The sequence below is a fragment of the Leptospira wolffii serovar Khorat str. Khorat-H2 genome, assembly GCF_000306115.2.
In the GTDB taxonomy this organism is placed as follows: Bacteria; Spirochaetota; Leptospiria; order Leptospirales; family Leptospiraceae; genus Leptospira_B; species Leptospira_B wolffii.
Window position 1 is genome coordinate 82,988 of sequence record NZ_AKWX02000016.1, and the last position, 21,174, is coordinate 104,161.

The following is a 21,174-nucleotide window of genomic DNA, read 5'->3' on the forward strand; positions in this document are numbered from 1 at the left end:
GTTTTTGGACAAGAATCCGGTGGGTCAGGTTCCTCTGTATATTTTACTTTGGATCAAAAAGTGAAGAAGAAACCCGGTTTCGTGCCGATTTATTGATGTCTAATTCTTCCGGGGAACGAATCTCGATTTTTAGCGTCTCGAATCCCTTGATGATAAGGTATATCCCATATGAAAAAGTTCGTCGTTTTAATTATTTCGTTTATCATTTCGCTTCCTATTTACGCCGAGAATTTTTACTCTCTTTACGGTTTTCGCATAGACCAGTCCATGAAGACTGCGGAGAAGGAACTGGGAGAAGTCGCAAAGGAACACGTTTTCGAGGACGGATACAAAGCATTCTTCTTTCGTAAGAAAGGACATATAGTAGTTTTAGAGACCGAGCCGTCCCAACCGGAGAGAATATGGAGCATTCAGGTAGAAGGGGAAAATGTTCCGTCGGATCGGGGCTTGAACGGAGTTATTCCAGGAGATCCTAAGTCCAAAGTGATATCCACATTCGGAACTCCCGAACAGGAAAAGAAGGCAGTCAACAGTATGGACCAAAAGGAGAGTCCGAATACTTCCATTTTAACATACTACCAAAACGGGAACTTTAGCTTCGAGATTAAGGATGGAAAGGTATCCAGTATTAAACTCGTGCTTAGATTGGAAAAATCTCCCAAAGAGACTCCCGATCCTTGGGACTTTATCTCCGCCTTGAAAAGCAAAAATGAATCTCTACAGATACGTCTTCTCGCCGGAGATCCGGTATTTAACGCGACCGGAACGGAATTATATCCGCAGGAATCCATGCTTACATTCTTAAGAAGAAAGGATATCAGGGACTTTCTATATTTACCGGGAGGAGTCTCCGAATTGACCGAGGCGGATCTATTCAATTCCAATATGAGATTCTTCGATAAGGGAGGGTTCGGCTGGGTAATACGTTATGCACGAAATCGCAAGGTCTTCGAATTCGTGTATGTCAAGCCGTATGACGAATGGTTATTATGGGAGATCAACACGTTCTCAGACGAGACAAATTCTCCTTGATTCCTGTCTTTTGCTTTGTACTTTACCGAGAGCCGGATTCTCGGTCCTTTCGGTCAGATCATGAAATCGTGGATTTTCAAAGTCGGGCGCCTTCCTTATTTAGTAGGTTTTCTTGCTTTGTTGATCCCGGTCGTAGTCATTTACTATCGCAAGTTTGATTTTTCTAAGCGCCCTTTCTTTGCGGACCGATTCGAATATAGAGGGTTGACTCGAGCCGATGCGGAGAGTCGAGGGATATCGGGTCTTCCGAACGGGATATCCTCTTATTATCTAAAGAGATGCTCTTTTCGGAATTCTTGGATCGTGTATTCAAAATATAGTCTTAAGAACGATTCGCAAAGAGCGGAATTGATACGTAGATTTAGGAAGAATCCCGGTCTTAACGTAAGATTCGATTCTTATCCTGAAGACTGGCCCCAGGATTTCGATCGGGATTCCTGTAAACCCGATTGGTGGAGTTCCTGCCCAAAGGGAGAATGGGCGGAGATTCGAAAAGATCCCCCTCTTAAGAATCAGAAGGACGGATTCTATCTCTGCGAATCCGATCCGGAATTGAGATGGTTCGTGTTTCATTTTAGAGAAATAGAATAGGTATCGTTTTGGAAGAAAATCAGACCGAAATACAGAAGAAATCCGTAAAATACGCGGGATTAGGGACGAGACTTTATGCGCAGATCCTGGATTTTATCGTATTCAGTCCGGCATTAGTTCCTTATGCGCTGGCGGTTTATTATCACGATCGAACCTCTTATTCCATACTTCCTTTTTATACTGCGTTTCATTCCTTATCATATATCGCTTATCGATTCGTATCGCACGCAAAATTCGGTAGAACCCTCGGTAAGAAATGGGCAGGGATTCGCGTAGTGAGCTCCGAATTCAGAAAGATAAGTTGGAGAAAGTCCTTCTTGCGCATTCTTCCCGAATTATTACTTTCAATCATAACCATTCTGAAAGCATATTACGACTCCAGAATCTATCTGGAACATTTGCTGGAAATGGAAGGGCTTCCCTGGGCGGGAGTGGATCGTATTCTGAGAAGATTCAACCCTGTCGAAAGTGTAGCAGTTTGGGACTCCGTCGTTTATTATTCCCTTTCCGTATTCTTCGTTCTTTTTACGAGCAAGAAGAAGGCGATACACGATATGATCGCAGGGACCAGAGTGATTTACGAGGATCATAAGAATGGGCCGGGAAGGGATGAGGTTAATTCCGCGGTTTAAAGTCACTTCCTAATAGATTGCGATAAATAGGATTCTCCGCTATCCTCAATCTCTTGACCAGTTTTTATCGTAATGCTATACTAGGGGCATGCGGATCTTCGACTCTCACTTCCATATCATAGATCCTAAGTTTCCACTTGTGCCGAATCACGGTTTTTTGCCGGAGCCCTTTACCGTGAACGATTATCTTAACCGTACTCGGGCGCTCAAGATAGAAGGCGGGACCGTGGTCTCGGGATCTTTTCAGGCCTTCGATCAGACTTATCTTTTAGAAGCTTTAAAAATCTTGGGTAAGAACTTCGTAGGCGTTACCCAGTTGCCGGCGCAAGCGGACGAGCAAACCGTTTTATCTTTGGACAAAGCGGGGGTACGAGCTGTCCGGTTCAATGTTCGGAGGGGAGGTTCGGAGGAACTGTCCCGTATCCGCGAATTGGGAGCGATGGTATTCGATATTGCGGGCTGGCATGTGGAATTATACATAGACGCAAAGGATATAGACGATTTCCTAACCGAAGTACTATTATCTTTGCCTAAGGTATCCATCGATCATTTGGGCCTGACCCAGGGAGGTCTTCCTACGATACTTTCCTTGGCGGAAAAAGGAGTTAGAGTGAAGGCGACCGGCTTCGGACGTACCGATTTAAACGTACAAGATGCGTTACTCGGAATTGCCGAAAGAAATCCGGAAGCGCTTTTATTCGGCACCGATCTTCCTTGTACCAGATCTCCCGTGCCTTTTTCGGAAGAAGATTTGAATCTGATCCAGGATACGTTCGACGGAGAAATGTTAAGAAAAGTTTTGTATGAGAATGCGCTGCAATTCTACGGATTGAACGGAAAAAGATGACCTATTCTCCGCAGAAGATTCGCCTTGAGCCTGTCTTTACCGTTCGGAAAGGGAGAATGTAAAGAGATCCGAGGGGTCGTTAAAGACTCTCGAGAGATCGAAAAACCGCTTGCTAGCAAGAATAGACCTTCTAAATTCTTCGCCCATGTTCCCATTATTCTCTCCGTTAAAGCAATATTTGGATATAAGGCAAAAACAAACGGATCAAATTCCTCAAGAGAGGAAAGCGATACTGATCGGATTAGCGGATGCTATTCTTGCGTCCTTCGAATCCAAGCAGAAAGCCAATTTGATTTTTATCTGTACTCATAATTCCAGGAGGAGCCAGATCGCTCAGGCTTTCGGCGCTGCTATTCCTCATTACTTCGATTTGCCCGGCATTAAATCTTTCTCGGGAGGAACTTCAGTCACCGAATTTCATCCCACTGCAGTGGCCGCCTTGGAAGCTTGCGGCTTTCGTTTGGAAAACCAAGGTCCCCCTCGCAATCCTAAATACTCGGTTCGGTGGGCGGACGGAAGTCCGGCGTTGATCGCATATTCCAAGAAGTTCCAAGATTCTCCGAATCCGAGCTCGGAGTTCATTGCCGTTCTAGTTTGTTCCCAAGCGGATGAGTCTTGTCCGTATGTGAGCGGGGCGGAAGCAAGAATCTCCTTGCCTTTCGAGGATCCGAAGTCGGCGGACGATTCCCCGAATGCTTCCGTAAAGTATTCGGAAACCTGCGATCGAATCTCCACCGAGCTTTTGTTCGCTTTCGATCAGGTGCGAGTTCGTCTTTAATCGATGTAGGATATCCTACATTTATGGTTTGCCAAGCTTCGGATTCCGGAGGAATTATTCTTTATGACGATTCGAAACCAGGAAGATTTGGACAAGCTGAGAAGAGTGGGTAAAGTCACTGCCGAGACCCTTTCTATAATGAGAGAGGCGGCGGTTGTAGGTATCAGTACCAAAGAATTGGATCGCATCGGTTTCGAGTATTTTTCCCGTTTCCGGGCAAAAAGCGCCCCCCAACTTATGTATAAGTTTCCGGGGAGTACTTGCATTAGTTTAAACACGGAGATCGCTCACGGAATTCCGAACGATAGGGTTCTGAAAGAAGGGGACTTGGTAAACATAGACGTCTCGTTGGAACTAGACGGGTATTTCGCGGATACCGGGGCGACGCTCATCGTAGGACAGGATCGTAGAAACTTAAGCAATCTATTGGAAGTTTCCGAAAAGGCCTTGGGCTTGGCGTTAACGAAGGCTAAGACGGGAGAAAGATTGAACTCCATCGGGAAGTCGATCGAGCAGACTGCGAATCGAAACGGTTATAAGGTGATTCGAACATTATGCGGTCATGGAGTGGGTAAATCGCTTCACGAAGAACCTTTCGATATTTGTAATTATTATGAACCCAGAGACAGAAGGATCCTCAAATCGGGCCAAGTAATTGCGGTCGAGACTTTCGTTTCCACCGGAGCCGAAGACTTTATCGAGGATTCCGACGGATGGACGCTACGCACTCCCGACGGATCTTTTACGGCCCAGTTCGAGCATTCCGTAGTGATTACGGAGCGCGGTCCGTTGATTTTAACCGCGGCATAAAATTCTACAGGAGTTTTCTTTGTATCAATTCGCTTTAGCCACTTTACCGATTCTTATTTTTATCGCGGTCTTTTTCTTTTCCCTCCGGGATCGTAAGAAGAAGGAGACTTTCATAGAAACTTCTTTTATGAGTTTCTTGCCTGCGATTTTTACCCGCACTTTCTCCGGTCTTAGTATGGAAAAGGTGATTTCCCTGATCGAAGGAGCGGGTTATCACTCCAAACTTTCCGGAGAGAAGCTCTTTTTCCAAAACGCTTCCACTTTGGAAAAACATAGAAACTGGCTTTGGTCTTTCGGAGCGGTTTTGAAGAAGACCGACGGTTCCTTTCAGTGTAAGCTATACTTGAATCCCGGTGCCGTAATCACCGTTCCGGCCGCATTATTGGTGGTGATCTTTTACGGACTGCTCGTTCAAAATAATCTTCCTCCGGATCGTACATCCATATTCCCATATTTTTTTCTGGGCTTCGGAATCTTTTTCGCCGTATCCAGCCTGATTTCCCAGACGATCAAAGAACGTAAATACTTTAAGGAATACATTCTAAATCATTAGAATATGCTAATACGCCTTTCCTTAATTCTTCTGTCTTTGTCCTCTATGCTGAGCCTCGGGCTGAAGATAGACCGAAAGGAGATCGGTTCTTGGAGAAGTTCAGGTCCTCTGTTGGGATTCGCTTTTCTTTGGAATTTCGGCGTTCTTCCGATAGTCGCCATTTTTTTGGGCAAGCTTCTGCAACTCTCCGACTTGGCTACCGTGGCGATTTTTCTTTGCGCGTCCTCTCCCGGAGGAGCCTCGGGAGGGCTTTTCGTATTGAGAGGAAAAGGAAATCCGGTTTTGGGCGGACTTTTGATTGCGACTCTGAACGGTGCAAATACAGTCCTGACTCCATTCATATTCTCCGTATACCAAGGAGGGAGCGGATTCGAGACGGATTTATTCTTAAGATTATTGGCGATTGGATTCTTCCTACAAGGTCTTCCTCTGTTGATCGGACTAGTCGTTCGTTATTTCTTTCCCCATCCTGCCAGAATCTCGGAGGTTTGGGTGGAGAAATTCAGCACTTATTGTCTCGTATTTTCCATTTTGGTTTTAGTGGCACAATACGGGGACAAGGCGCTTAGTTTAGGCCCGATTGTTTGGTTGGCTGCGGCGCTTACCGTAGGAACTTCCCTTTTGCCGGGATGGTTGATTTGGAAAGGAAAGCAAGATACGAAAGCGTCTCTTTCCTTGGTTTCCGGTATTCGTAGTCTTTCTCTCGCATTGCTTTTGGCGGAATTGCACGTTAAGAATCCGGAGGCGCTTCTTACCATTCTTATGTATGGAGTATTGATGTACGGTCTTACCGCCCTGGCTGCACAATACTGGAAGGGAAGGGTTCGATACTAATCTGTTTTCCTGTACTTAGAAATAATTCGCGAATTCCATGGCTTTCGGATAGAATGACTACCGAATTTAGGTCAAACACTCTTATGAATCTCCGACTACTCTCTTTTATATCGATTCTAATCTTCTTAGGTTCCTGCAAAGGAGTGAGAGTGGAGTATCCGTTTTATCCTCCTACACCAGAAGGAAGAGATCTACGCATCTTTCTAAAAGGAGTGCGTAACGTAGGATTGGCCGTGGAGCCGGCCAAGGCGGATGTATGGATGGAGGATTACGAATTGAGTCGTTCCTTCATACTCATGGTTCCCGGGAAGATCTATGAGGCATTTGCGGAGGATTCCTATTTTAAGATGATCGATCTGAGCAAGAGGGCGGATATTCTAAACGAGGCTACTCTTTCTCTAACCGGTATCGTACAATCCAGGGTGAAATTGGGGAATTTACTCGGGGCGGAAGCGATTCTCTATGTTACAGTCGGGCGTCCCGTATCGGAATGTTCTATTGAGTTAAAAACCGATTATCTTGCGATGGGGATGACCATTCTACAAGCCGCTGCGGCCGCAAATTCCAAGAACAGAAGACATAGGGCGATTGCTCCTATTTCTCCCGCCCAAGATCCGGTAATGAAGCCTACGGGAGTCAGAAGGATTCTCTTGCCCATAGAAGCGAGTCTCGTTCGGGTCGATTCCGGAGAAACCAAGAAGGCGGTGATCTCGAGGCCTTCCGTCGTTTACAATGGAGTAGGCGATACCAGTTGTCCCGCTTTACTTCAATCATTATCCGTCGCATTAGAGGAAGCGATCCCGGATATCGAGGCAAGACTTTCTCCCAAAATAAAAACCGAAAGAGTGTCTATTTTCACGGAAGAGGAGGATCCCGAAGTTTCCGCATTCTTGGAAGAAGGATACGAGGAAATTAAGGGAGAGACTCCTAGTTTCAATCGAGCCAAGCAAGCCTGGGAGAAGGCGGACCAAAAAGCAAAAGGCAAATCCTGGGCCGCCAAAGCGAATCTTGCCACTTACTATTTTTCCCAAGGAGATTTTGAGAAGGCTTCCGAACTCTACGATCAAGCTTCGAAATTGAACGGTCCGGAAAAGGATTATCTAAACGATTTGAGAAGAATTTCCTCTGCCGCTGCCGAAGCGGTAGAATAGTCGATCGCCTCCATGAATAGGAGGATATGATTCGTAAAGCGGAGTCGGAAAAGGAGAAGTAAACTTCTCCTCTTAGCCTCTATTACGGTCGTTTCTTCTTAAGAAGGCGGGGATATCATAATCTTCTTTAGCGGGAGTTTGGGAACTTCTCGCCTTTAAACCGCGATACGCATCCGCATCAGGCAATCTTTCGGGTTCGGAACGGAAACTAGGACGAGGCTCTTCCGTTTCTTCCAGACCTACTACTTTTCTTTGGGGCTGCGTTTTTGTAGGAATACCTAAACCGGAAGGTCGTTTGTGGAAACCCGTAGCTATTACTGTGACTCGAATCCTTCTTTCCAACTCCGGATCTTCGGTAAGCCCCACGATGATATTCGCATTCGGATCCACTTGAGAAGTGATGATCTGAGAGACTTCGTTCCAGTCGGAAATGGTCAGATCGGTGCCGCCGGTCACGTTGATCAGAAGGGAGGTCGCTCCTGCGATGGAGCGGGAATCCAGGAGTGCGTTATCGATCGCGTAGTTAACCGCTTCAGATACCTTATTCTCGCCGCTGCCTTCTCCCACCCCCATGACGGCGTCTCCGGTATCCTTCATGATGGTCTTCACGTCCGCAAAGTCCACGTTGATGAGTCCCGGATTGTTTACTATATCGCTGATTCCTCGGACCGCGTTGAGAAGAATATCGTCTATGACCCGAAACGCCTGGTCGATCGGAGTGTTTCTATCCACAACTTGGAAGATGGACTCGTTATTGACTAGAATGAGAGTGTCCACATGCGCCCGAAGTTGTTCCACGCCTCGTTTCGCCAACTCCATTCTGCGTTTACCCTCGAAGGAGAACGGGATGGTAACCACTCCTACCACCAGGCATTTCATTTCCTTTGCGATCTTTGCCACGATAGGAGCGGCGCCCGTACCGGTACCTCCGCCCATCCCCGCCGTTACAAATACCATATCGGAGCCCTGGATTGCGGAAATGATTCTCTCCCTATCCTCTTCTGCAGCCTTGGTGCCTAGGTCCGGATCTCCTCCGGCTCCCATTCCTCTAGTGGTCTTGGAGCCCAGGGTGATTTTATTTTCTATATTAGAACGTCTTAATACTTGCTCGTCGGTATTCATGATGACATATTCCACTCCTCTCAGACTGGAATTTGCCATTCTAGCGACTGCGTTCATCCCGCCGCCGCCGATACCTAACACTTTTATGATCGCAGGGCTCGTTTTTTCCTCTTCTTCGAAACGTAACATGTTTCACTCCCTTAGAGGTTTTCCTCTATCCATCTCCGAATCTTTTTGCTCCAGGTCTCGCTTCGGTCCTGGGATTTTCTTTCCATGTCTCCCAATCGGGAGGCGTATTTAATGAGTCCTACGGCGGTTGAAAATTCGGGGGAGGAGACTCTGTCTGCGAGTCCGCTTAATCCCGCAGGTCTTGCTCTCGTTACCGTTAGGCGAAACACGTCTTCGGCGAGGCCTTCGATTCCTTCCAAAAGGCTTCCGCCTCCGGTAAGAATGACCCCGCCTGCTAGAAAGGATTTCTTTCCCGATTTTACGAGTTCCGCATCCACCATTTCGAAGATTTCCCGCATACGGGGTTCGATTACGTGCACCAATTCTTCCCGCAGAATGGTTCTTGCCGGTCTTCCGCTGATCGGAGGAATTTCCACTGTTTCCGTAGGATCCATGTCTTCCAGAGAGCAATGCCCGTATCTTTTTTTAACCAACTCTGCGGTCTCTATCGTCGTCTTTAATCCGATGGATAGATCGGAGGTAACATTATATCCTCCGAATGGAATCACCGCCGAATACGAGATTCCCCCGTCTATATATACGATAAGATCGCAGATGCCTGCTCCTATGTCCAAAACGGCAGTCCCTAGATCTTTTTCGCCGGAAGTGAGTACGGCTTCCGAAGAAGCAAGACTTGAGAGCACACGAGTTTCCTCCGCGAGTCCTGCGGCCTCTATGCATTTTTCCAAATTATGAAGAGCGGTAATACCTGCGGTAACGATATGTACTTCGGCTTCTAGTCTGACTCCGGTCATTCCGATCGGATCCTTGATGGAGCTTTGATCGTCGACGGAGAATTCCTTGGACAGTACGTGTAGAATTTCCTGGTCCGCGGGAACTCTTACTGCTTGAGCGGCTTCTATGACTCTTACGACGTCGGGTTCGGTGACCGCCCTGTCCCTGTTCGTGATCGCAACGACTCCTTTAGAGTTGTCCGCGCGGACGGATTTACCGGTAACGTTAACCACCACATAACCGATTTCTAAACCACACATGAGTTCCGCTTCACTCACCGCCTCTATGATGGATCGGGTAGTGGCTTCGATATTCACTATGGATCCGTTCTTGATTCCGGAAGACGGAAAGGAACCGGTGCCTATGATTTCGGTTTCGTATTCGGATACGGGACGGCCCACTACCACCTTTGTCAGGGAGGAGCCCAGGTCCAGAGCTACGATTGTTCTTTCAGAAGATTCCATATTCTTAATGGTAGACCGCGTCTTCTCCTCGTATATCCACGAGTTTGGGTCTTACTTTTTCTTTTTCAAGATATGCTAATACTGCGTACAATTTTCTAAACTGTTCCGTCTGGAATAATGTTCCGATCTGTACTCGGACCGGGATGGGAGTATCGGCATATACGAATATTTCCCCGTCTTCGTGCAAGGAGACTTCCGAAACTCTGGTCTTCAAGGCAGGATAGGATCTAAAAGCGTTCTCTACGGAGGTATGCAGATCCTTGAACGCGGCCCCGGACATATGGCCTTTTTCTCTAGGAAAGGTTCCGGAAAGAACCGTGAGGCCTGGAGTCCGAACATCGTCCATAGAAAGGATTTTTAGCTCGGAGTCTATTTCGAACAAATGGCCGTCAGAATTTATGAGATAGGTCGGCTTTCTTTCCGTGATTTCCACGAGTAGCTGGTCGTCGGTCTTTTTTTCCAGTCTAGCGGATTTGATTCTGGGGTGAGAATTCAGTCGGTGTTCCATTTGGCCGAGGTCGTAGTTTTCGAAAGAGGTTCCCGGTTGGATACCCATTATCTGAACGATTTCTTCCGTCTTAAGAGTCTCGTGTCCGGTCAGTATGAGCTTATTCAACTCCTGGGGAAGGGAACCCTTCTTATATCCCCAACCCAAAAGGCTAACGAGTAGGAAGAGGAGACCCAGAAGCCACCAACTAGTTCTTTTTTGGATGAATTCTTTCAAAAAGTCAATTATATTATGTCTCATACGACCGCATACTGGCTTTTTTCTTCTTCTTAATACAAGTATCGGGTGAATCCTAAAAATTTCATTCTTCTATTTTTAGAGTCTTTGGGGATTTAGTTGCCCCCTTTTCCGATCCGAAGTTTCTAAGAAAGCAAGACCATGAAGCTGCCTCTTCCTTCCCCCATTTATTTAGGCATCGCCTTTTTTTGCGTCTTCTTGATCCTAATGTACCAGTCAGTCATAGAAAGAGCAGGATCGGAGGAGGATTATCCTTATACTTTAAAGATCTATTATCCTAAATCCCAGGGGATTCGCCCGGGGATTCCTGTGAGTATTTTAGGAGTGGAGAGAGGTGTGGTTCGGGACGTGGATGTGGTGTCCATTGAAGAGGTTCCGGACAAGAGATTTTTGGATCCGAATCGGACCAAGGCGGTGGAGATCACCATTCGATTGGCGGAACCGATTACACTGTATTCTAATTATAATATCAGCTTTCGTACCGCTACGGTCTTGGCGGGTAGGACCATAGACATCGATCCCGGAAACGCGGAGGAGAATCCCAAACAGGCCTTCTTCAATCCCACATACAAGGAAGCCGAAGGTTTTCGTCCCGACTTCGCTCCTTCCGCAAAGTATTACGACGATTTCTTTGCGGCGTCCACCGGGGTTATCCGGGAGAATAAGGAGGATATCAATCTTGTCTTCCGCAATCTCATGGACGTTTCCTATAAGTTGCAAGGGCATACCGGTTCCGTACCTAGATTCATCAACGATTCCGACACATACGACGCCTTGGCCGAGACCGCTTACGATATGAGGGTTTTGGGGGACGGAGCGAGAAGGTATGCGGAAGGCTATCGCAAGATCGAAAGAAGCGCTCCTATTCCTTTTTCCATCAATCTTTATAGAAGGACCACTCTACTCGGAGATATCTCTAGCGACTTCTATCTGAATCGACTCTGAGTTTCGTTTTTCCGGTCCGAAAATACGAGGACAAACGGGAGCGGTCTGCCGATCCTAGCCCCAATGAGAGTCGCAGTGATCCACGATTGGTTGAACGGTATGAGAGGAGGGGAGATAGTCCTCGATTCCATTTTGAAAATTTTCCCGGAAGCCGATCTGTTCACCCTTTTTTATGAAAAGGGAAAGTTAAACGAGAGAATAGAGAACCGCAGGATCGTTACGGCCTTTACGGATCGCTTGCCATTCAAATCCAAGTATCGTTGGTATCTTCCCTTATTTCCCACGGCCATAGAATCTTTGGACCTTAGAGGATACGATCTTATTCTTTCCTCTTCTCACTGCGTGGCCAAAGGAGTCATACCGGATCCGGATGCGATTCACATTAGCTACGTACATTCTCCTATGAGATACGTTTGGGATCTGTATTACGATTATTTTCCGGCAAGAAGCGGTTTGAAATTTTTCGCCTTCCAGTTGGTTTCGAATTATCTCAGGACTTGGGATGCGGCATCGGCGAATCGGGTGGATTCCTTTTTATGCAACTCCGCCTTTGTTTCCAGAAGAATTCGGAAATTCTATAGAAGAGACGCGCAAGTTGTCTTTCCCCCCTGCCTGCCCGAGGGTTTCCGGGTAAAGAGCGCAAAGAAGGAGAATTTCGATCTCATAGTCTCCGCATTCGCTCCTTATAAGAGAATCGACCTCGCGATCGAGGCCTACAGAAAGAACGGGCGGAGCCTCAAGATTTTGGGGAGCGGACAAGAATATAAGAAATTAGTAAAGGAACTTCCTCCCAATGTGGAGATTCTTCCCCATCGTCCTCGTAAGGAAGTGGAGGAGTATCTGGAGAAGGCCAGGACGTTCATTTTTCCCGGAATGGAGGATTTCGGGATCGCTCCCGTGGAGGCGCAGGGGTATTCCACGCCGGTAGTGGCTTATGCCAAGGGAGGAGCCTTGGAAACCGTGGTCTCCGGAAAGACCGGGGTGTTCTTTCGGGAGCAGACCGTGGACTCCTTGAACGAAGCGATCTCCGAGTCGGACCGGAAAGAGTGGAAAACCAAGGACTTTCAAGCCTCCGTAAGCCGTTTTACCGAGGAAAAATTCATTATCCAAATCTCGAAGGAGGTCGAGACTATAAACAAGAACTCTCGAGGAAGGAGGGGCCTTTGATTACCCTGCACCGATTGAAGGGAACGGAATTCGTTCTCAACGCCTCTCATATCGAATGTATCGAGGCCAATCCGGATACTACGATTACTCTGTCTAACGATAGGAAATACGTGGTTCAGGAACCTATTCCGGTCGTGATCGAGAAGATTATAGAGTTCAAAAAACGGATCCTGGTGTTTCCTTTGGGTTCCGCGCCGGATGAATTTAAGAGGGCTGATTAAACTGCAATGGATATAGCTACAATCATAGGTCTTGGCTCTGCAATTACGGTGTTCATTTTCGGGATTCTTTCCGCAGGATTGAATCCGATAGATATCGTGGACATTCCTTCCGTTTTGATCACTTTCGGAGGTGCGACGGCCTGTACCGTTATGGCGGTGCCCTGGCAGAATACCCTGGACCTTGGTAAGGTGACCCGTAAGGCTTTCCGGGAAGAGAAAAGCGATCTTATAGGTTTGATTAAAACCCTCGTATCCTTCTCCGAAAAAGCGAGAAGGGAAGGTCTTCTTGCTTTGGAAGACGACGTAAACGAACTTCCGGAAGAATTCCTACGAAAAGGGATTACTCTAGTCGTCGACGGTACCGACCCGGAATTGGTTCGGAATATTATGGAAACCGAGATGAGCAATATCGCCTCTCGTCACAGTGCCGGAAAAGGCTGGTGGGAAAACTGGGGAGCTCTCGCTCCCGCATTCGGGATGATCGGAACTCTGATCGGACTCGTACAGATGTTGAAGAACCTCGGATCCGGAGACGCGAGTGCGATCGGAACGGGGATGGCTGCGGCTCTTATCACCACACTTTACGGATCCATGGGTGCGAACATGGTGGCCATTCCCATCATGAAAAAACTCATGCGTAAATCCGAGGACGAGCTGTTGGTTAGACAGATTATGATAGAAGGAACTCTTTCCATCCAGTCCGGAGACAACCCTCGTATCGTTAAGGATAAACTCGCGAGTTATCTTCCTCCGGGAGAACGGGGCGTCCTTAAAGACGAAAACGATTAATCGAGGATTCGGTAGAAGATTATGGCTAAGCAGAAATGTCCTGAATGTATCCAGAATATTCCCGAGTACATGTTGACTTACGGGGACATGGTGACCCTTCTTCTTTGCTTCTTCATCATGCTATATCGTACCGGTAAGACGAATGCTATCGAGATGCAGATTATTCTGTCCGCATTCAAGACGACCACGGGCTTCTTTGACGGAGGTCAGACTCTTTCCAAGGGTAAGTTGGAGGAAATGGGAATGAATATAGAAAGCCTTCCTTCCATGACTACGGGAAAGGCTCTCTCCAAATCCAAGAAGACCGCTACGGAATTATTCAAGCCCGAGATAGAAGCGGGAAAGGTAAGAGTCACGGAAGACGAGAGAGGTTTGGTGATTAGTCTCGTCGGGGCGGATTATTTTAATCCCGGCTCGGCCATATTGCAGGAACCAATTAAGGCCACATTGAAGAAGGCGAGCGGACTCATTAAGGGATTGGAAAGATTCGTGAGGGTAGAAGGACATTGCGATGCCGACGCGGTCTTGCCCGGGGCTAACCCGAACCGAGAGGAACGTACTTATCTAAACAATTGGGATCTGGCGGGAGCGAGGGCCATCAATTCCACCGATTATGTGGTAGGAGTGGGAAAATTGGATCCGAGTTGGTTCCAGGCCGTAAGCTTCGGGTCCTATCGTCCATTGGTGGTGGAGAATGAAGGAACTCCGGAAGCCAAGGCATTCAACAGAAGAATAGACATCGTAATATTAACCGAGAAGTCCACCAAACGGAGCGAATACGAATCGAATTTCGGACTGCCTAAGAGCAGAGTACCGGGTTCGGAATCCTCCACGGAAAGCGGACTTTAATAGAAAAGGAGAATACCCATGGGTGATGCCGAAATAGACGAGGAAGAAGGCGGGTTACCCGCGGCGGACGCCGGTGCCGCCTCGTCTCCCCTTATCAAATGGCTGATCTATATCGCCGGCGCGGTATTCGGAATCATCATAGTCGTACTTGTCTCCATGTTCGTGGCGAAGCAGGCGGCGACTAGTACGTTCCGAGAGATGAAGAACGTAGCGCTCGTGAAACCGCCTCCACCTTTAACGACCTTCCAGTTCCAGGAAGAATTTAGGATCAATACCGCGGACAAGGGAGAGACTCACTTCGTGAAGATGAAATTATCTTTCGGAGTGGCGAGAGAAGACGCTAAGATCACTGCGGAACTCGCGGAGAGGATCGCACAGATGAGAGACTTGGTGAACCTGATCATAGGTAGAAAGACCAAGGACGATCTGATAGATGTGGAAGATCAATTGGATTTAAGGGAAGAGATTAAGGCTCAGATCAATCATATTCTTTCCGACGGAAAAATCCAAGAGGTGTATTTCACCGAATTTATCGTCAACTGATGACGAGTCCCAAGGTATTGGGGGTCATTCCCGCCAGATACGGAAGTTCCCGATTTCCAGGTAAACCCCTGGCTTTAATCGGGAAACTTCCTATGATTCTTTGGACATATAAGAATTCCTTAAAATCTTCCTCGCTTCGGGAAGTTTTAGTCGCGACGGACGACGAAAGAATTTACCGGACAGTAATCGAAAACGGGGGCAAGGCGATGATGACTTCTCCCGACCATCCTTCCGGGACGGATAGAATCAGGGAAGTCGCATTGCAATATCCCGATTACGGGGTGATCGTGAATATCCAGGGAGACGAACCGGGGATAGAATCCGAGCTGATAGACGGCGTTGCAAACCTGAAGATATCGAAGAAGGAATGGGCAATGAGTACTGCCGCCGTTCTGATCGAGGACTCGGATATCGGAGATCCGAATCGAGTCAAGGTCGTTATGGATCGTAACGGTAAGGCCCTATATTTTTCTCGTTCTCCTTTGCCTAGCCAATTCAAGAAGAAGGTTCCAGCATACCGTCACTTAGGAATCTACGGGTATGACAGGGACTTTTTACTCGGTTATCCGGATCTTCCCCCGAGTGCTTTAGAGGAATCGGAATCCTTGGAACAACTGAGGGCGATGGAAGCGGGCCATTCGATCGGAGTATATATTACGAAGCAGGCTGCATTGAGCGTGGACACTCCGGAAGATCTAGAAATTGTAATACAGGATTTCCGGAAGAAGGGACTGGTTTAAGATCGAATACACCGATTCATCGGCCGAATTACCCTCTCCTTTCGGGCCGATTGAAATTTGTAGAATCATAACTAATCGGCTTCTACGAAATAGGTCCGAGAAATCATAACCTTTGCGTGAACTTGTGAATGGAAATTCCGCTCCTCCGACTTAATCGTAAAGCTCGCCCCCACCCGTTCACGGGTGGAGGAGGCGGGTAACGAAGTGGGAGGAAGCCGGGATTTTCTCTATCAGAAATAACTGAAATTGACAAGCAATACCCTATATTTGCACGGAATTGTGATTCCAATTACGCGATATCGATCCTTTACAGTGCTAATTTTTAAAGAAGGGAAGAAGCGGAATTATTCGCTCAATGGAAACTATCTGTCCGGAGGAAACGCAATGAAGATTCCTGGACTTCCGGACCATTCATTAGGAAGCTATGAGTTCGATTGACCAAGAGAAAATCTTTCCTATTCTTCGGGATGCTTCTTTCGATGGAAAATTTTCCGTCATCGTCACCGGGTATGATTATCGAAGAAATCGGATCTAATATGGCATTGCTCATAATGATCCCATATTCGAAGTTAGATAGATCTAAGGAATGAGGGAGACTCGTTTCGCTCGTACTCAGATCGCCGAGCATCTGCCGCTCTACAAGAAAAGAAAAACTCGATTGGGTTTGCTATACATCCTCTATACCAAGGACGGGAAAAAAGTGGAAGGGGAAAATTACCCTAAAGCTTCTTGCAAGGTATTATGGATCAGCACGAAATCGGTAAGGCCCACGATATCCATGACCTTACGGAAATGATCGTTGAGACCGGCAAACTCGATTTTGGCGGAAGATTCGCTAGCCTTGGTGATCAAACTAATGAGCGTTGCAAGTCCGGCAGAATTGATATAGGAAGTTCCGTGGAAATTTAGTATAACTCTCGTTCTGCGAGGCTCGGGAATAGAATTGTATTTACCGAGGATCTCGTCATCCGCTTCGGAAGTGATCTCTCCCGAGATATGGATTACCGGAACAGCAGGCTCTAAATCGATGACTATTTTAAATTCGTCAGACATTTGCCGTATTTAGCACAAAAGACATTCTATATTTTGGACAGTCAATCCCGTTTCCGGATGAAAATCGAGTTCGGGTCTGCCAAAATTAGACGAAATGCTGCAATTCCTCCGGAGAGAGTTGGTCGAAAATTTGTCCGCATTTGGAGCATTGGAATTGGACTGCCGTTGGTTTGGAGGAAATTCCGAATAGTATCAAAAACCAGGCCCATTTTCCATAGGTCTTAACTTCTCGAGCGAGAGGGGATTTCCGGTCCGTTCCGCATTGGTCACATTGGGGTTTGGTTTGGCTCACGATTACTAGATTGTCAGTCGGGGGGAAAACTTCCAGAAGAAAAGCTGGGGTTGAGAATCTATTTTTGAATAAGCAGAATGACTCGGAAAGTGAGGGATCCGAGAGCCCTTGCGGGACTCTCGGAATAGAATCTTAGTTTTGATTCAGGTAAACCACGTATTTAGCTACGAGTTTTAATTTTTCATCTCCCAGGTATTGGTAAGCAACCATCGGGCTACCTGGAATACCTTTTTGAAGAGTTTTCAAAACGCCAGCTTCGGTAGGACCGTTTTTCCACTCGTTAGCCGGAGCCTTGTAATTTCTCGGTTTAGGATTCAAGCTTGCGGCCGCAGCTCCGTCTCCCGCGCCTTTCAGTCCGTGGCAAGCGGAACAATTCTGCTCAAAAATTTCTTTACCTTGCTCTAACTCTGGAGTCAAAGCTGGTGCAGCACTCGCAGCCGGTGCGGCAACTTCTTCTTTTGGTTTTTCTTTATCTCCGCAGTTCAGTAAAAGAAAGAGGGAGAGGATAGAAACGGAAAGGGAAATCAAGATTGCCCGAGTTTTCATGGATTACTCCTTTATATTGATTCCATGTTTTCCGTTTCGGAAAAGGGTGCAAAGAAAAATTTTGTCACAGTAGTGTACGATCACCTAAAGAGACAGAATGGAGTCGGGATCGAGTTTGGATTCTGTAGGAAGATATTTCGGATATGATTCTTATTATCGATTCGTTATATTGGAGCGCGTGGGGAAACCGCTCTTTCTGAGGTTACACGGGGACGGGGAATTTTTCTGATGCAGAGTCTTGATTTATATCAAGGAGAATGTTCCGACAGGGAAATTTCTTTCCCCGCCGGAAGGTAATCTTAAGCGGGTTGGAAAATAAACCCGGTTTTTTCTTCGGTTCTTTCGAAACGGACAGGCATATCAATGGCGATCGACTCGGTTACCGGTTTTCCTTGGTATTCTCCTTCGACGATTCCCATGGTCTTTGCTCCTTCTTCCAGAGCGATTACGGCTAATACATAAGGAGCTCTTGAGGCTATATGACCGAAGCCGACATGGACCACTGTGTAAGTGTAAACTTTTCCTTTACCGGAAAAAGTTTTGGGTTCCACGTTTTCCGATCCGCAACTCGTGCAGGATACAACTGGATCCGTTGCTTCGAATCCGCAGTCCTTACATTTTTTTCCAGTCAATGCGTTCAATTGTGCGGTCTCCATTTTTATTCGCCTCTCTGTAGAATGTGAACTATACTCACCGCTCCCGGTCCCCCCAGAACATGAGTTAGAGCGGTGCGAGCGTTCTGCACCTGGCGTTTGTCCGCCTGGTTTCTAAGTTGGAAAGTCATCTCCACTACTTGTCCGACTCCTGTGGCTCCTACCGGATGCCCTTTGGATTTCAATCCTCCGGAAGTATTTACAGGAAGTTTGCCTCCGAGACGAGTGTGTCCTTCTTGCGTGAAAAATCCGCCTTTTCCTTTTTCCACGAAGCCTAGATCCTCTATGTTGATGATCTCGGTGATCGTGAAGCAGTCGTGGCATTCCAAAACGTCGATGTCTTTTCTTTCCAGTCCGGCCATCTTGAAGGCTTCGGTTGCAGCCTGCACGGAGGCCGGGAAACTGACGGAATCTTTTTTAAGAGCCACATTGAAGTAGTCTCCTCCGATTCCGGATCCTTTAACCGTAACATAATCCTTTCTAAGGGATTTTGCCTTGTCTTTGGTGGTGATCACCACCGCAGCGGAAGCGTCGGTTACTAAGGAAACATCGTGAAATCCGAACGGAGTAGTTACCATTCTCGCTCTCATGATATTATTGAAAGAGATCTCCTTTTGCTTATGAGCGAAAGGATTCAGGCTTCCGTGAAAATAATTCTTTTCGGCGACGGTGGAAAGCATTTCCTTGGTGGTTCCGAATTCGTGCATGTGGCGCATAGCGTTTAACGCGAACCCGGAAGGCCCGGAGATGCAATATCCGCCTTCCACATCTTGGTCCTGACCTCTGGCTACGATTTCCATGGTAGTTTCCGGATCCAAACCGTTCATTTTTTCCACGCCTAGAACCAAAACCGTATCATATAGGCCGGAAGCGACCGCAAGAACTCCCTGACGCATCGCGATTCCGCCGGATGCACAAGCGCCTTCCGTTCGGATCGCGGGTTTGTCACCTAATCCGAGTAAGTTGGCGGCGTAGGAACCCATCGTATTCTGCGCGTTGAATTCGTTACCCGCATAATTTCCTACATATACGGCTTGGATCTCTTTTCTATCGATTCCGGAATCCTTGATTGCTCCGTTACCCGCCTCCGTGACTAGATCTCGGAGAGTTCTGTCCTTATGATTTCCGTGAACCGTTTCGTAGGCTCCTATGATGGCTACTTCTCTCATATTCTTTCTCCTTACATTCCGATACCGGCGCCGCCGTCCACTCGGAGGAAAGTTCCCGTGATATAGGAAGCCTTGTCGGATAGGAAGAATTCTACTGCGTTTGCGATTTCTTGCTGGGTTCCCGGTCTCTTGAGAGGAATGAACATAGGATCGGTCAGTTTTTTCTGAACCTCTTCCGGAAGAGAAGCGGTCATGTCGGTTTGCACGTAACCGGGGCAAACCGCGTTGACTAGAACGTTTCTACCGGAGAATTCTCGAGCGGCCACTTTGGTCAGAGCGATAACCGCAGCCTTGGAAGAGGAATAGTTTGCCTGTCCGGGTTGGCCCGAAAGACCGGAAAGAGAAGAAATATTTACGATTCTTCCGGAAGGAGCCTTGAGAAGAAGTTTGGAAGCGGACTTAGTCATCAAGAAAACGCCTTTCGCGTTGACGTCCATCACGAAGTCGAACTCTTGCTCCGACATGCGAATGAAAAGATTATCCTTTAGAACTCCTGCGTTATTCACCAAGAAGTCTAGTTTACCGAATTTTTCTTTTACCGCGGAAATAGCCGCGTCGCAATCCTCCGGCTTGGTTACGTTTACCGGAAATCCCAGGGTTTTAACCCCGAATTCCTTTGCGATTTCAGCGGCAGCCTGCTCGATTTGCTCTTTGTTTAGGTCTACTACAACTACGTCTCCGCCATCTCTTGCGATCGTATTCGCTATCGCTCTTCCTAAACCTCTGGGTGATGCGGCTCCGGTAACTAAAGCTACTTTGCCTTCGAATTGTTTTGCCATTGGATTCCTCTTTTATCCCTTAAATAGAAAATTCACTGATCATTTGAATCGGGGCATATGAGAAGCCCGACCGTAACAGAACGATTGTTCTGGTAAAAGATGGATCAAGGGCCGACTTCGACAAGGAAAATTCATATCGGGGCTATGCTCTGAAACACTGTTCGGTTTTTGTTGAACAAACGTTCTCTCCGATAAGGTAAATGGTTTTGGTCCGAACGATCGTGTTTGTATGCGATTTGATATGTCGCATTTCGGAATAGAGGAGATGTGTTCTCGTTTGGCCGCAGGGGAATGGCATTATATTATAAATATATAATTAATATGGGTAAATTCGTAAGATCGGGTAGAATCGTATATGACGGAAACGGAAGAGTGTCCAGAGCGGGGCAAGCCGACTGGGCGGATTCCGGAGAATTGGACAAATTCGTTCCTCATAACCAGGAAAGAAATCCGAGTTATTTCAAATACGATGCGATCGGAAGACAAAAACAGGCGATTTTCCCTCAGGCTGTGGGAGAAACCGAACCCACGACGATCACTTATATTTATAACGATCCTTTCGAAACGATCGAGACTCATAGCGGAGGAACGAGCAAGAGAACCGTTAAGGATGCGAAGGGGAATGTTCTCTATGTGGAGGATTTCGGTTCGGATTCTACCAGGTCTCAGATCGGATTCTGCTACGATCTTGCAGGAAATCTAATTCAGAAATCCGACCTGAATGACGGAGGATCTCTCCATTGTGATGCAAGCGGGATCAACATAAAAGATACCTCCGGTAAAAACCAGGCCTATTGGCTGTATGACGTTTTCGGAAAACAAAAAAAGCAAAGCGATCCGGATCTGGGAGTCAGCTCCTCTTCCTACAACGCTTTCGGAGATCTCATCCAAAGTACGGATGCGCGGGGAATTACGACCACCGTCACCTACGATTCTCTGGGAAGAATGGCCACTAAGTCCAATCCG

25 protein-coding genes and 1 pseudogene are annotated in these 21,174 nt (G+C 47.2%); 17 read left to right on the forward strand and 9 right to left on the reverse strand.

All coding sequences use genetic code 11. From position 1 onward, the window contains the following. The first annotated feature begins 168 nt into the window (after positions 1-168). From LEP1GSC061_RS12985 to LEP1GSC061_RS13025, 9 genes are all read left to right on the forward strand, one after another. The gene (locus LEP1GSC061_RS12985) at positions 169-1,032 is read left to right on the forward strand and encodes a hypothetical protein (RefSeq protein ID WP_016545915.1); all 864 of its coding nucleotides are present in this window, start codon (positions 169-171) and stop codon (positions 1,030-1,032) included. 303 nt (positions 1,033-1,335) lie between these two features. Then, positions 1,336-1,623 carry a hypothetical protein gene (locus LEP1GSC061_RS21520; protein ID WP_156844561.1) on the forward strand — a complete coding sequence of 96 codons (288 nt, stop codon included), beginning with the start codon at positions 1,336-1,338 and terminating at the stop codon, positions 1,621-1,623. A gap of 8 nt (positions 1,624-1,631) precedes the next feature. Next, complete coding sequence (locus LEP1GSC061_RS12995) at positions 1,632-2,255, forward strand: RDD family protein (RefSeq protein ID WP_016545923.1); 624 nt, start codon at positions 1,632-1,634, stop codon at positions 2,253-2,255. Positions 2,256-2,343: 88 nt separating this feature from the next. Further along, positions 2,344-3,102 (forward strand): amidohydrolase family protein, encoded by a 759-nt coding sequence (locus LEP1GSC061_RS13000; RefSeq protein WP_016545911.1) that lies wholly within the window; start codon positions 2,344-2,346, stop codon positions 3,100-3,102. Between the two features lie 145 nt (positions 3,103-3,247). After that, positions 3,248-3,880 (forward strand): low molecular weight phosphatase family protein, encoded by a 633-nt coding sequence (locus LEP1GSC061_RS13005; RefSeq protein WP_040508756.1) that lies wholly within the window; start codon positions 3,248-3,250, stop codon positions 3,878-3,880. A 63-nt stretch (positions 3,881-3,943) separates the two neighbouring features. Next, positions 3,944-4,690, forward strand: coding sequence for a type I methionyl aminopeptidase (gene map, locus LEP1GSC061_RS13010; protein WP_016545925.1), 747 nt, complete (start codon positions 3,944-3,946; stop codon positions 4,688-4,690). A gap of 19 nt (positions 4,691-4,709) precedes the next feature. Next, positions 4,710-5,243 carry a hypothetical protein gene (locus LEP1GSC061_RS13015; protein WP_016545945.1) on the forward strand — a complete coding sequence of 178 codons (534 nt, stop codon included), beginning with the start codon at positions 4,710-4,712 and terminating at the stop codon, positions 5,241-5,243. Between the two features lie 3 nt (positions 5,244-5,246). Next, positions 5,247-6,077 carry a bile acid:sodium symporter family protein gene (locus tag LEP1GSC061_RS13020; RefSeq protein WP_016545913.1) on the forward strand — a complete coding sequence of 277 codons (831 nt, stop codon included), beginning with the start codon at positions 5,247-5,249 and terminating at the stop codon, positions 6,075-6,077. A gap of 83 nt (positions 6,078-6,160) precedes the next feature. Continuing rightward, entirely contained in the window at positions 6,161-7,228 is a 1,068-nt protein-coding gene (locus LEP1GSC061_RS13025) for a lipoprotein LipL41 (RefSeq protein ID WP_016545935.1), read from the forward strand. 72 nt (positions 7,229-7,300) lie between these two features. On the opposite strand, the gene ftsZ is transcribed toward LEP1GSC061_RS13025, so the two are convergent. Genes ftsZ through LEP1GSC061_RS13040 form a run of 3 tightly spaced genes read right to left on the reverse strand, consistent with a single transcriptional unit; the run spans position 7,301 to position 10,465 of the window. Beyond that, positions 7,301-8,479, reverse strand: a complete 1,179-nt coding sequence (gene ftsZ / locus LEP1GSC061_RS13030; RefSeq protein WP_016545846.1) for a cell division protein FtsZ — start codon at positions 8,477-8,479, stop codon at positions 7,301-7,303. A gap of 11 nt (positions 8,480-8,490) precedes the next feature. Beyond that, on the reverse strand, positions 8,491-9,717 hold the full coding sequence (ftsA, locus tag LEP1GSC061_RS13035; RefSeq protein ID WP_016545889.1) for a cell division protein FtsA: 1,227 nt from the start codon (positions 9,715-9,717) through the stop codon (positions 8,491-8,493). Between the two features lie 4 nt (positions 9,718-9,721). Continuing rightward, positions 9,722-10,465, reverse strand: coding sequence for a cell division protein FtsQ/DivIB (locus LEP1GSC061_RS13040; protein ID WP_016545866.1), 744 nt, complete (start codon positions 10,463-10,465; stop codon positions 9,722-9,724). A 138-nt stretch (positions 10,466-10,603) separates the two neighbouring features. On the opposite strand from LEP1GSC061_RS13040, the gene LEP1GSC061_RS13045 reads away from it, so the two are divergent. From LEP1GSC061_RS13045 to kdsB, 7 genes are all read left to right on the forward strand, one after another. Further along, positions 10,604-11,407 carry an MlaD family protein gene (locus tag LEP1GSC061_RS13045; protein WP_016545870.1) on the forward strand — a complete coding sequence of 268 codons (804 nt, stop codon included), beginning with the start codon at positions 10,604-10,606 and terminating at the stop codon, positions 11,405-11,407. Positions 11,408-11,470: 63 nt separating this feature from the next. Then, positions 11,471-12,574 carry a glycosyltransferase gene (locus LEP1GSC061_RS13050; RefSeq protein ID WP_016545922.1) on the forward strand — a complete coding sequence of 368 codons (1,104 nt, stop codon included), beginning with the start codon at positions 11,471-11,473 and terminating at the stop codon, positions 12,572-12,574. Further along, positions 12,571-12,795: a flagellar FlbD family protein gene (locus LEP1GSC061_RS13055; protein ID WP_016545853.1), complete on the forward strand. Its 225-nt coding sequence runs from the start codon at positions 12,571-12,573 to the stop codon at positions 12,793-12,795. The genes LEP1GSC061_RS13050 and LEP1GSC061_RS13055 overlap by 4 nt, the downstream gene beginning before the upstream one ends. Before the next feature lie 6 nt (positions 12,796-12,801). Beyond that, a complete protein-coding gene (locus LEP1GSC061_RS13060) occupies positions 12,802-13,584 on the forward strand; it encodes a motility protein A (protein ID WP_040508758.1) in 783 nt (260 codons plus the stop codon). A gap of 21 nt (positions 13,585-13,605) precedes the next feature. After that, a complete protein-coding gene (gene motB, locus LEP1GSC061_RS13065) occupies positions 13,606-14,433 on the forward strand; it encodes a flagellar motor protein MotB (RefSeq protein ID WP_016545942.1) in 828 nt (275 codons plus the stop codon). Between the two features lie 18 nt (positions 14,434-14,451). After that, entirely contained in the window at positions 14,452-14,976 is a 525-nt protein-coding gene (locus tag LEP1GSC061_RS13070) for a flagellar basal body-associated FliL family protein (protein WP_016545906.1), read from the forward strand. Continuing rightward, positions 14,976-15,716 carry a 3-deoxy-manno-octulosonate cytidylyltransferase gene (gene kdsB, locus LEP1GSC061_RS13075; RefSeq protein ID WP_016545929.1) on the forward strand — a complete coding sequence of 247 codons (741 nt, stop codon included), beginning with the start codon at positions 14,976-14,978 and terminating at the stop codon, positions 15,714-15,716. Before LEP1GSC061_RS13070 ends, kdsB begins: the two co-directional genes overlap by 1 nt. A gap of 714 nt (positions 15,717-16,430) precedes the next feature. Here kdsB and LEP1GSC061_RS13085 read toward each other — a convergent pair. The 6 genes from LEP1GSC061_RS13085 to LEP1GSC061_RS13110 all read right to left on the reverse strand — a co-directional run bounded on the left by LEP1GSC061_RS13085 (position 16,431) and on the right by LEP1GSC061_RS13110 (position 20,208). Further along, the gene (locus LEP1GSC061_RS13085; protein ID WP_016545844.1) at positions 16,431-16,769 is read right to left on the reverse strand and encodes an STAS domain-containing protein; all 339 of its coding nucleotides are present in this window, start codon (positions 16,767-16,769) and stop codon (positions 16,431-16,433) included. An 85-nt stretch (positions 16,770-16,854) separates the two neighbouring features. Next, on the reverse strand, positions 16,855-17,061 hold the full coding sequence (locus tag LEP1GSC061_RS13090) for a hypothetical protein (protein WP_016545845.1): 207 nt from the start codon (positions 17,059-17,061) through the stop codon (positions 16,855-16,857). Between the two features lie 132 nt (positions 17,062-17,193). After that, positions 17,194-17,607, reverse strand: a complete 414-nt coding sequence (locus tag LEP1GSC061_RS13095) for a c-type cytochrome (protein WP_016545909.1) — start codon at positions 17,605-17,607, stop codon at positions 17,194-17,196. Positions 17,608-17,906: 299 nt separating this feature from the next. Then, positions 17,907-18,263, reverse strand: coding sequence for a Zn-ribbon domain-containing OB-fold protein (locus tag LEP1GSC061_RS13100; RefSeq protein ID WP_016545861.1), 357 nt, complete (start codon positions 18,261-18,263; stop codon positions 17,907-17,909). Positions 18,264-18,265: 2 nt separating this feature from the next. Next, a complete protein-coding gene (locus LEP1GSC061_RS13105; protein ID WP_016545910.1) occupies positions 18,266-19,429 on the reverse strand; it encodes a thiolase domain-containing protein in 1,164 nt (387 codons plus the stop codon). Between the two features lie 11 nt (positions 19,430-19,440). After that, the gene (locus LEP1GSC061_RS13110; protein ID WP_016545941.1) at positions 19,441-20,208 is read right to left on the reverse strand and encodes a glucose 1-dehydrogenase; all 768 of its coding nucleotides are present in this window, start codon (positions 20,206-20,208) and stop codon (positions 19,441-19,443) included. Between the two features lie 291 nt (positions 20,209-20,499). On the opposite strand from LEP1GSC061_RS13110, the pseudogene LEP1GSC061_RS13115 reads away from it, so the two are divergent. Further along, positions 20,500-21,174: pseudogene (locus LEP1GSC061_RS13115) on the forward strand (RHS repeat domain-containing protein); the annotation flags it as partial.

What these genes read in the sequence shown, in the direction of transcription:
- ftsA (WP_016545889.1), bottom strand. Translation starts at nt 9,717, where the DNA reads ATGGAATCTTCTGAAAGAACAATCGTAGCTCTGGACCTGGGCTCCTCC.
- LEP1GSC061_RS13045 (WP_016545870.1), top strand. Translation starts at nt 10,604, where the DNA reads ATGAAGCTGCCTCTTCCTTCCCCCATTTATTTAGGCATCGCCTTTTTT.
- LEP1GSC061_RS13085 (WP_016545844.1), bottom strand. Translation starts at nt 16,769, where the DNA reads ATGTCTGACGAATTTAAAATAGTCATCGATTTAGAGCCTGCTGTTCCG.
- LEP1GSC061_RS13050 (WP_016545922.1), top strand. Translation starts at nt 11,471, where the DNA reads ATGAGAGTCGCAGTGATCCACGATTGGTTGAACGGTATGAGAGGAGGG.
- LEP1GSC061_RS13000 (WP_016545911.1), top strand. Translation starts at nt 2,344, where the DNA reads ATGCGGATCTTCGACTCTCACTTCCATATCATAGATCCTAAGTTTCCA.
- LEP1GSC061_RS13070 (WP_016545906.1), top strand. Translation starts at nt 14,452, where the DNA reads ATGGGTGATGCCGAAATAGACGAGGAAGAAGGCGGGTTACCCGCGGCG.
- LEP1GSC061_RS13005 (WP_040508756.1), top strand. Translation starts at nt 3,248, where the DNA reads ATGTTCCCATTATTCTCTCCGTTAAAGCAATATTTGGATATAAGGCAA.
- LEP1GSC061_RS13040 (WP_016545866.1), bottom strand. Translation starts at nt 10,465, where the DNA reads ATGAGACATAATATAATTGACTTTTTGAAAGAATTCATCCAAAAAAGA.
- map (WP_016545925.1), top strand. Translation starts at nt 3,944, where the DNA reads ATGACGATTCGAAACCAGGAAGATTTGGACAAGCTGAGAAGAGTGGGT.
- LEP1GSC061_RS13095 (WP_016545909.1), bottom strand. Translation starts at nt 17,607, where the DNA reads ATGAAAACTCGGGCAATCTTGATTTCCCTTTCCGTTTCTATCCTCTCC.
- LEP1GSC061_RS13020 (WP_016545913.1), top strand. Translation starts at nt 5,247, where the DNA reads ATGCTAATACGCCTTTCCTTAATTCTTCTGTCTTTGTCCTCTATGCTG.
- LEP1GSC061_RS13110 (WP_016545941.1), bottom strand. Translation starts at nt 20,208, where the DNA reads ATGGCAAAACAATTCGAAGGCAAAGTAGCTTTAGTTACCGGAGCCGCA.
- LEP1GSC061_RS13105 (WP_016545910.1), bottom strand. Translation starts at nt 19,429, where the DNA reads ATGAGAGAAGTAGCCATCATAGGAGCCTACGAAACGGTTCACGGAAAT.
- motB (WP_016545942.1), top strand. Translation starts at nt 13,606, where the DNA reads ATGGCTAAGCAGAAATGTCCTGAATGTATCCAGAATATTCCCGAGTAC.
- LEP1GSC061_RS13060 (WP_040508758.1), top strand. Translation starts at nt 12,802, where the DNA reads ATGGATATAGCTACAATCATAGGTCTTGGCTCTGCAATTACGGTGTTC.
- LEP1GSC061_RS12985 (WP_016545915.1), top strand. Translation starts at nt 169, where the DNA reads ATGAAAAAGTTCGTCGTTTTAATTATTTCGTTTATCATTTCGCTTCCT.
- ftsZ (WP_016545846.1), bottom strand. Translation starts at nt 8,479, where the DNA reads ATGTTACGTTTCGAAGAAGAGGAAAAAACGAGCCCTGCGATCATAAAA.
- LEP1GSC061_RS13100 (WP_016545861.1), bottom strand. Translation starts at nt 18,263, where the DNA reads ATGGAGACCGCACAATTGAACGCATTGACTGGAAAAAAATGTAAGGAC.
- kdsB (WP_016545929.1), top strand. Translation starts at nt 14,976, where the DNA reads ATGACGAGTCCCAAGGTATTGGGGGTCATTCCCGCCAGATACGGAAGT.
- LEP1GSC061_RS13025 (WP_016545935.1), top strand. Translation starts at nt 6,161, where the DNA reads ATGAATCTCCGACTACTCTCTTTTATATCGATTCTAATCTTCTTAGGT.